The sequence below is a fragment of the Micromonospora sp. AMSO12t genome (assembly GCF_008806585.1).
In the GTDB taxonomy this organism is placed as follows: Bacteria; Actinomycetota; Actinomycetes; order Mycobacteriales; family Micromonosporaceae; genus Micromonospora; species Micromonospora reichwaldensis.
The window spans coordinates 1-7705 of sequence record NZ_WAAS01000286.1; the positions used below are offsets into that span (position 1 = coordinate 1).

The following is a 7705-nucleotide window of genomic DNA, read 5'->3' on the forward strand; positions in this document are numbered from 1 at the left end:
CAGGCGCCGAGGTCGGTCCAGAGTGAGGGCGTCGCGGCGGGGTTCCAGCCGGCGCCCGGCGGGGGCGTGTGCGTCACGAGCGCCTGGTAGGAGCGCCCCGCATAGCTGACCCGGCTGCCGGCGGCGTACGTGGTCCCCTCGGCCCAGGCCGGCGCGGTGCAGGCCGCGGCGGCGACGTCGGGGGCGGTATTCGCGGCGGCGCGGCCGTGCACGGCGGGCATGGCCGCCAGGGTGGCGGTGAGCGCCGCGCCGGCCAGCAGCGCGGGCATCGTACGTCGAAGTCGCATGGCATTCCTCCTCGTCGATGGCGGGAGGCTATCAATTAACTTTGTTAAATGTAAACGGCGGGGCGGGATGGCGTGCCGGCGAGGCCGTCGCGGGGCGGCCGACGTCTGCCGGAGGAGGCTGGTAAAACTTTTCGCCAATATCGACGATGGCCGTGGAGCTAATCTCCGGAACGGGATACCCTCCGGTGGACACCTGCCGTCCATCGTGGAGGAGATCGAGCATGCGCAAGTTGATGTCGGCGATCGGAGCCGGAGCGATGCTGACCGTGGGGCTGCTCGCCGGCGCCGGCCCGGCGCAGGCGGCGAGCTGCACGCTCGTGCAGTCCGAGATCTACAACGGGGCCAACATCATCGCCTGGTCGCAGGGCCTGCAGGGCTGCTCCGGCGACGTCTACTGGGAGATCCAGTCGGGCGACGCCGGCGGCTGGCAGGTCGCGCAGAGCGGCACCACGCACTACGCCAACGAGGTGCAGAGCTACTACGGCGACGTCGAGCTGCCGTGTTACCTGCGGGTCTACGCGAAGTTCGGCACCCAGGAGAAGCTGACCCAGCCCGCGCGCAACAACAACTGCGCCGGCTGAGGACCGGGTCGGACGGGGCGGGGTGCGCGCCCCGTCCGACCCGGTCTCCCGCAACGGCTACGGAGCCGGGTACCGCGTGACGTAGACGGGTTCGCCGACCCGCGTCATGTCGGCCGCCGCGCCCACGCCGTTGACCACGTGGTCGATCGTGCCGGCGCTCAGGTTCACGGTCATGACGTGGTGCAGCCTGACACCCGGGGCGATGGGGACCTCGAAGCCGTTCTCGGTGCGGATCGACGGGTTGTTCTGGTTGAACACGTACACCCCGCCGCCGTGCAGCGTGTGGTGCCGCACCCGGTCGCCGACCTTGTACCCGGCCCAGCCCTTGACGGCGCCGTTCATCCAGTCGGCCTGCGTCGGCGGGTCGTACGGCAGCTCGTTCTGGTAGAGGACCGTCGTGCCGTGCTCACCGTTCCAGACCGTGTTGTACCGCTGGAAGTGCTCGACGAACAGGCCGGTGGCCGTCACGTGGTCGCCGTTGATGACGGCGCCGTAGCGACCGGTGTTGGTCCGCCAGCGGTCGGTGTCGCCGTTGACGCCCTCGGTGAAGCCCTCGACGCCGTGGTCCCCGCGCCACACCCAGGTGTGGTCGATCAGGACGTGGTCGGCGTTGACCTCCAGCGCGGTGCGCGTCCTGCCGATGTGCGGCCCGCCGACGCGGAAGTACACGTCGGAGAGCGTGATCGGGTTGCGCGGGGTGCTGGCGTTGCGGCCGTGCTCGCGCCCCACCCGCAGCAGCACCGGCGACTCGGTCGGGCCGGCGTCGATGGTCACCCCGGCGACGACGACGCCGGGCACGCCGGCGACGTCCAGCGGTACGGCGCCGTTCACGGCGGTGAGCGTGGCGTGACCGATGCCGAGCACCACGGTGTCGGGCCGTCGGACCTCGATGCTGCGGGCGATGTCGTACACGCCGGGAGTGAGCAGCAGGTGTTTGCCGCGGGCGAGCTGGGCGTTGATGACGTGCACCGGATCGGACGGCTTGGCGATGAAGAAGTCCCGGATGCCGATGGTGCGGCCCGGCGTCATGCCGTCGCCCCAGGAGATGCCCCGGCTGTCACGCCGGACGGCGGGGACGCGGACCTGGTAGCGGCCCCGGTCGTCGACGAACAGGTACGGCTTCTCCCTGCTCAGGGGCGTGGTGTTCAGCGTGGTGTACGGCGGGTCGGGGAAGTCGGCGTCGTCGGGGGCGCCCACGGTGCCCGCGAAGACCTGGTTCCACACCGCGTTGGACCAGCTCTCGACCTCGCTGTTGCGGGTGAGCCACTGCTGCTGGGAGCCGTTGGTGGTGGCGGGCAGCCGGGAGTCGGCGATGAAGCCGCCGCTGGCGTACTGCGGGCCGGCGGTGCAGTAGTCCATCAGGGACAGGCCGCCGCCGCTGATGTCGAGACGGCGCATGGAGACCGCCTGGGAGACCGCCCAGAAGTTCGCCGAGGAGCGGCAGCCGTCCTGGCCTGTGGCGTTGACGGACAGCGACAGGTTGGACAGGGTGCGCCAGAAGTTGACCAGGGCGATGCAGTTGCCGGTCCCGCCGCCTTCGAGGCAGCGGTTGTAGGTCTCGATCTTGCCGTTGACGGTGACGTCGGTGGGGGAGGCGCCCAGGCCGGAGACCTCGGTGTAGTAGCCGACCTTCACGTGCAGGGGCTGCGTGTCCGTACCGTAGCTGCCGGGCTTGAAGAGGTACGCGTGCCGCGCGGTGCCCATCTCGGCGTCGACCTGCCGGGCGTGCGCCCCGTCGAGGGTCGCCTGGATCTCGGCGACCGGTGTGTCGGTGTCGAAGATCGTCACGTTGGGCCCGAAGTCCGGGGCGCCGTGCCGGGCCGGTCCGGCGGCGGCGGCCGTGCCGGTGGTGCTGGCGACGGCCGTCAGCACCAGGCCGAGGGCGAGCGTCCGGCGGAGCCGCCGTCGCGGGTCGGGGGACTGCATTCTCATCGTTCGTCCTCTCCGCCGGCCGGGGCGGGTGCCGGGCTCGGCGACGTGGTGGGGGAGGTGTTCCGGCGCGGCCCGGGTGGGCGCGCCGGTAGCCGGACCGCGGTCGTCGTCGACCTGCCTCGTGGGGGCGGCGGCGGGGGACGACGCCTTTGTGAGAGCGCTCTCTCGCCATCGCGACTTCTATCACGCCGTGAAAGAAGGGTTGGCATGTTTCTACCCTGTCGATCCGCCCCGGCGCTACTGCTGCGCCGCCGCGATCAGGGCGGGTTCTCGTGGAGCGACCGCGCCGGGCCGCGCACCGCACGACGCCGGTGGCGTGCCCCTCGCGGCTCGATCGATGTCGGTGTCGGCCGTCGATGGTAGGAATGTGCCTTCCGGTACGGGGGACGGCGGGGGTGCGTGTGATCGAGGTTCCTGATGCGGTGGTGGCGGAGTTGTCGGGGTCCGTGGCGGCCGCGTTGCCACTCGTCGTCGCCCGTGTTCCGGCGGCACCGGCGGCCGAGCTCGGCCGGCTGCGGGCAGCCGACGAGGACGGCGCCTGGCCCATCCGCGAATCCACGGTCGGGCACCGGGCGGTGGCCCGTTCCGCTCCGGCTCCGGGGCAGGGCCGGACGACTCGCCGGTGCGAGACGCTCTCGGCTCGCTGCCGCCGTTGCTCGTCGAACGCCTGCTCGGCGCGCTGGAACTGACCGTGGCGGAGCTGGACCTGGCGGGCGGCAGCCCGGACCTGGCCGGTCTCCTGGGTGCACCGGTCACCGGCACGTTCTCCATCCTGAGCGTGGGCGGGCAGAGCGAGGCGATCAACGGCGCAGCCGTGCTGGAGCAGCTCCGGCCCGGCGTGTCGTCGCTGGTCGCCGAGCTGGCGCGCCGGCTGGCCACCCACCCGCAGGTGGCCGCCCTCCTGACGGTGGAACCGGGGACCACCGCCGAGCAGGACATCGCCGCGGCGCACGGTGCGGCCCAGCTCGCGCTGGCCGTGGCCACCGCCACCGCCGTCCTGCACCGGGTGGGCATCCACCCCTGGGCCACCGAGGCGCCAGCCGTGCTCGGCGTGGCGATCGGCACCGCCGTCCTGCTGCTCCGGCAGGCCCCGATGCCCACCGGCTATGCCACGGCCGTGCTCGCCCGGGCCCGGGCGGAGTACCTGCTGCCCCGCCACTCCAGCGGGTCGGCACTGGTGTCGGAGCACCGGTTCGCGCTGCTGGAGGGCACCGATGCCCCGGAGGTCGATTTCGGCGGCAACGGCCTGGTCGCGGTCGTCCCGGGCGGTGCGGTGATCCGCACCGGTGTCGAGAGCGGACACGTGCGGATCATGTTGAGCATCCTGGACGGGCCGCCGCCGGACGTCGCGACCGGCTGGGAGGAGATCGTCGAGGTCAGCTGGCAGGCGGCCGTCGGCGGCGCCTCGGTGCTCGGGCCCCGCGCCGGTGAATCGCGCCTGAGTCGGGCCACCCCGCCCTGGCCGGGCGACTACCGGCTGCGGGTGCACGCCTGGGGGCGGGACGAGACCGACGAACGCGACGTCGAACACTACGAACTGGTGGTGTGGCAGGCACCCGCCGCGCCCGAGATCGTGCATGCCCGTACGGACCGGCTCGGCCACCGGCTGCGCGGCGAGCCGGAGCCGGCGCGGCCCCAACGGCCCGAAGCCGCCTACCGGTGGCTGCGTCAGAGCACCCTGAACGTGGCCGCGACGGTGACGGTGGTGACCGGGGCAGGTGTGCCGGACGTGCTGCGCGCCTTCGGGGCGGACCCGACCCGACCGGAGTCGATGCGCGCCCTGCGCGAGGACCTGATGCGGCGGCGCTCGAGCGACCCGTGGGTGGCGGTGCTGGACGTCGGCGGCGCCGTGCTCGCCGTCGAGTACAACGACTGGCAGGGGTCGACGGGGCCCGTGCTGACGCGCGCGTCCGCCGGCGGCCGGGCCGCCAGCATGTTCTGGAACGTCAAGGCGCTGACCCGACTGTCGTTCGCCGAGCGCGGCGAGGTGCTGCTGTCGGTGGAGCCCTTCGGCGACCTCGGCGCGCCACCACCGGTGGCGGAGGCGCTCGTGGGCCTCGACTTCGCCGACCACCACCGTGGCAAGGAGCTGATGGGCCTGGTCGCGGTGCAGCGGTTCACCGGCCACGGCATCAACGCCGAGGACCTCGCCCGGATCGAGTCCGCCGACGTCGCCTTCCGGATCCTGCCGGACCCACCTGCGCTGTAGCCGCGCCGGCCGCAGCCCGGTGTGTCGTGTCAGGGGTGTCGTCGGCCGCGGTCGCGCTGCTGCGTGTGGTGTGGGCCGGTCACCCGTCGACGACCAGCCGGACCGTCACCGTGTCTCCCACCGCCAGCCCCTCGGCCCTTCGCACGGCCGCCTTCACCGGCACGATGTAACGCCCGTCCTTGGGAAACAGCGACGTGCTCCAGCCGGTCTTCCCGATCCGGGCCGCGACCGGGATCATGCCCCAGCCGTAGCTCACGCCCGCGGATCGCGCGGCCAACTCCTGGCAGCCGTCCTCGGGGACGGTGACGAAGTGCCACGGCGCAGGGCCCCGCCAGAACCACAGCTCACCACCGAACTCCAGGTCCATCGGCTCAGCATAGGAGCGGGCACCGACTTCCTCGGGACGGGCGGAGTGCCGCCGGCCGGTCCCGCGCCGGCCCGGCGGCGCTCGCGTCGTCAGCGCCGATGGGGCAGCATGCACCCGTGCTCCTGATCGTCGCCTCGGACCCGCTACGACCGCGCCACCCTGACGCCCACTTCGCACCGGAGGCACGCGCCGCCCGGGAGGCCGGCGTCGAGGTCGCTGTCGTCGACCACGACGCGTTGACCCGTGGTGACGACGTGTCGCGGGCGGTGTCGCGGGTGACGGCCGAGGGCGTTGCGGTCTACCGCGGTTGGATGCTGCGCGGCGAGCAGTACGCCGCCTTCGCGGACGCGTTGGCCCGACGGGGCGTCAGCCTGCGTACGAGCGCCGAACAGTACCGGCGCGCCCACGAGCTGCCGGGCTGGTACCCGGACCTGATCGAGCTGACGCCACGCTCGGCGTGGACGGTCGGCACCGAGCGTGCCGAATTCGACCGGGCGAGGCGCGCGCTCGGCGGCGGGGCGGCGGTGCTGCGCGACTACACCAAGTCGATGAAGCACCACTGGCACGAGGCGGCGTTCATCCCGGATCTCGACGACGGCGATGCCGCCTGGCGGGTCGCCAGCCGCTTCCTCGACCTGCGCGGCGACGACCTCGTCGGCGGCCTGGTGCTGCGCCGGTTCGAGCGGTTCACCACCGCCGAGGTCCGCACGTGGTGGGTCGACGGCGTCTGCGTCCTCGTCGGCGCCCATCCCGACAGTCCGCACGACGCGCCGCCGGAGGCGTTCGACGCGGGCCCGGTGAGCGGTTCGGTGGCGGCGCTGGGGCTGCCGTTCGTGACCGTGGACCTGGCCCTGCGCGCCGACGGCGTCTGGCGGATCGTCGAACTCGGTGACGGGCAGGTCAGCGACCGGCCGTCCACCATCGACCCGGCCGCTCTGGTCGACGTCCTGCGTCGCGGATCCTGACCTCCGAAACTTCCGGTGCTCCGGTAGGCGCCGGTCCGGCTCGCGGGCAGGGTGTGAGCCTGTCCGAGGCGGCGATGCAGCGTGCACCCGTCGGAAGAATCCGATAACCGGGCGTTGAGGTTCCGGAGATGTTCCGATACGGTCCGATGGAAGGGCTTCGATCAACTCACGGTGTCGAGGATGCTGACGGCGGCGTGGTCTCCGGGCGACCACTCCACCGGCCCCACACCGTGGCGGGCGGTTGCCGAGGCGGCCTTCTCATCCATTCGGCTCATCGAAAGGCTCTGCCATGGACAACATGCTCGCCCGTGCCAGCGGGCGCCCGGTGACCCGCCGGCGGCCACGCGTCGCGCTGGCGTCGGTCGTGGTCGGTCTCGCCGTCGCCGCCACGACGGTCGCGGTGGCGTCCGGCGCCAGCGCCGGCACGACCCTGGGGGCGTCCGCCGCCGAGAAGGGGCGCTACTTCGGCGCCGCGGTCGCCGCCAACAAGCTCTCCGACGCCACGTACGTCGGGATCCTCAACCGGGAGTTCACCTCGGTCACCCCGGAGAACGAGATGAAGTGGGACGCCACCGAGCCGTCCCAGGGCCAGTTCACCTTCGCCAACGCCGACCGGATCGTCAACCACGCCCGCGCCAACGGGATGCAGGTGCGCGGCCACGCCCTGGCCTGGCACTCCCAGCAGCCGGGGTGGGCGCAGAACCTCAACGGCAGCGCGCTGCGCCAGGCGATGGTCAACCACGTCACCCAGGTGGCGACCTACTACCGTGGCAAGATCCACTCCTGGGACGTGGTGAACGAGGCGTTCGCCGACGGCGGCAGCGGGGCCCGCCGCGACTCGAACCTGCAACGCACCGGTAACGACTGGATCGAGGTGGCGTTCCGCGCCGCGCGCGCCGCCGACCCGACCGCGAAGCTGTGCTACAACGACTACAACACCGACGGGCAGAACGCCAAGAGCAACGCGGTGTACGCCATGGTGCAGGACTTCAAGGCCCGGGGCGTGCCGATCGACTGCGTCGGCTTCCAGTCGCACTTCAACAGCGCCTCCCCGGTGCCCGCCGACTACCAGGCCAACCTGCAGCGCTTCGCCAACCTCGGCGTGGACGTGCAGATCACCGAGTTGGACATCGAGGGCTCGGGCCAGGCGCAGGCTGACAACTACGGCCGGGTGGTGCGTGCCTGCCTCGCCGTGACCCGCTGCACCGGCATCACCGTGTGGGGCATCCGGGACACGGACTCCTGGCGGGCCAGCGGCACCCCGCTGCTCTTCGACGGCAGCGGCAACAAGAAGCCCGCGTACACCGCCACCCTCGACGCCCTCAACGGCGGCACCACTCCGCCGCCCACCACGGCGCCCCCGA

General features: G+C 72.4%; 7 protein-coding genes. 4 read left to right on the top strand and 3 right to left on the bottom strand.

What is annotated here, in order from left to right; genetic code table 11:
- Positions 1-287: carbohydrate-binding protein (locus F6X68_RS27930; protein ID WP_370518998.1), on the bottom strand; the 287-nt coding region annotated here is incomplete at its 3' end.
- Between the two features lie 221 nt (positions 288-508).
- On the opposite strand from F6X68_RS27930, the gene F6X68_RS27935 reads away from it, so the two are divergent.
- Entirely contained in the window at positions 509-868 is a 360-nt protein-coding gene (locus F6X68_RS27935; protein ID WP_151457056.1) for a hypothetical protein, read from the top strand.
- Between the two features lie 57 nt (positions 869-925).
- On the opposite strand, the gene F6X68_RS27940 is transcribed toward F6X68_RS27935, so the two are convergent.
- Entirely contained in the window at positions 926-2794 is a 1869-nt protein-coding gene (locus tag F6X68_RS27940; RefSeq protein WP_151457061.1) for an adenylyl cyclase, read from the bottom strand.
- 628 nt (positions 2795-3422) lie between these two features.
- Between F6X68_RS27940 and F6X68_RS27945 the strand changes: the two genes are divergently transcribed.
- Positions 3423-5009, top strand: a complete 1587-nt coding sequence (locus tag F6X68_RS27945) for a DUF6461 domain-containing protein (RefSeq protein ID WP_151457057.1) — start codon at positions 3423-3425, stop codon at positions 5007-5009.
- A gap of 79 nt (positions 5010-5088) precedes the next feature.
- Here the strand turns inward: F6X68_RS27945 and F6X68_RS27950 are convergent, their stop codons facing one another.
- On the bottom strand, positions 5089-5376 hold the full coding sequence (locus F6X68_RS27950) for a DUF1905 domain-containing protein (protein WP_151457058.1): 288 nt from the start codon (positions 5374-5376) through the stop codon (positions 5089-5091).
- Between the two features lie 116 nt (positions 5377-5492).
- On the opposite strand from F6X68_RS27950, the gene F6X68_RS27955 reads away from it, so the two are divergent.
- The gene (locus F6X68_RS27955) at positions 5493-6341 is read left to right on the top strand and encodes an ATP-grasp domain-containing protein (RefSeq protein ID WP_192581562.1); all 849 of its coding nucleotides are present in this window, start codon (positions 5493-5495) and stop codon (positions 6339-6341) included.
- 289 nt (positions 6342-6630) lie between these two features.
- The coding region (locus F6X68_RS27960; RefSeq protein WP_151457060.1) for an endo-1,4-beta-xylanase at positions 6631-7705 on the top strand (1075 nt) is incomplete at its 3' end.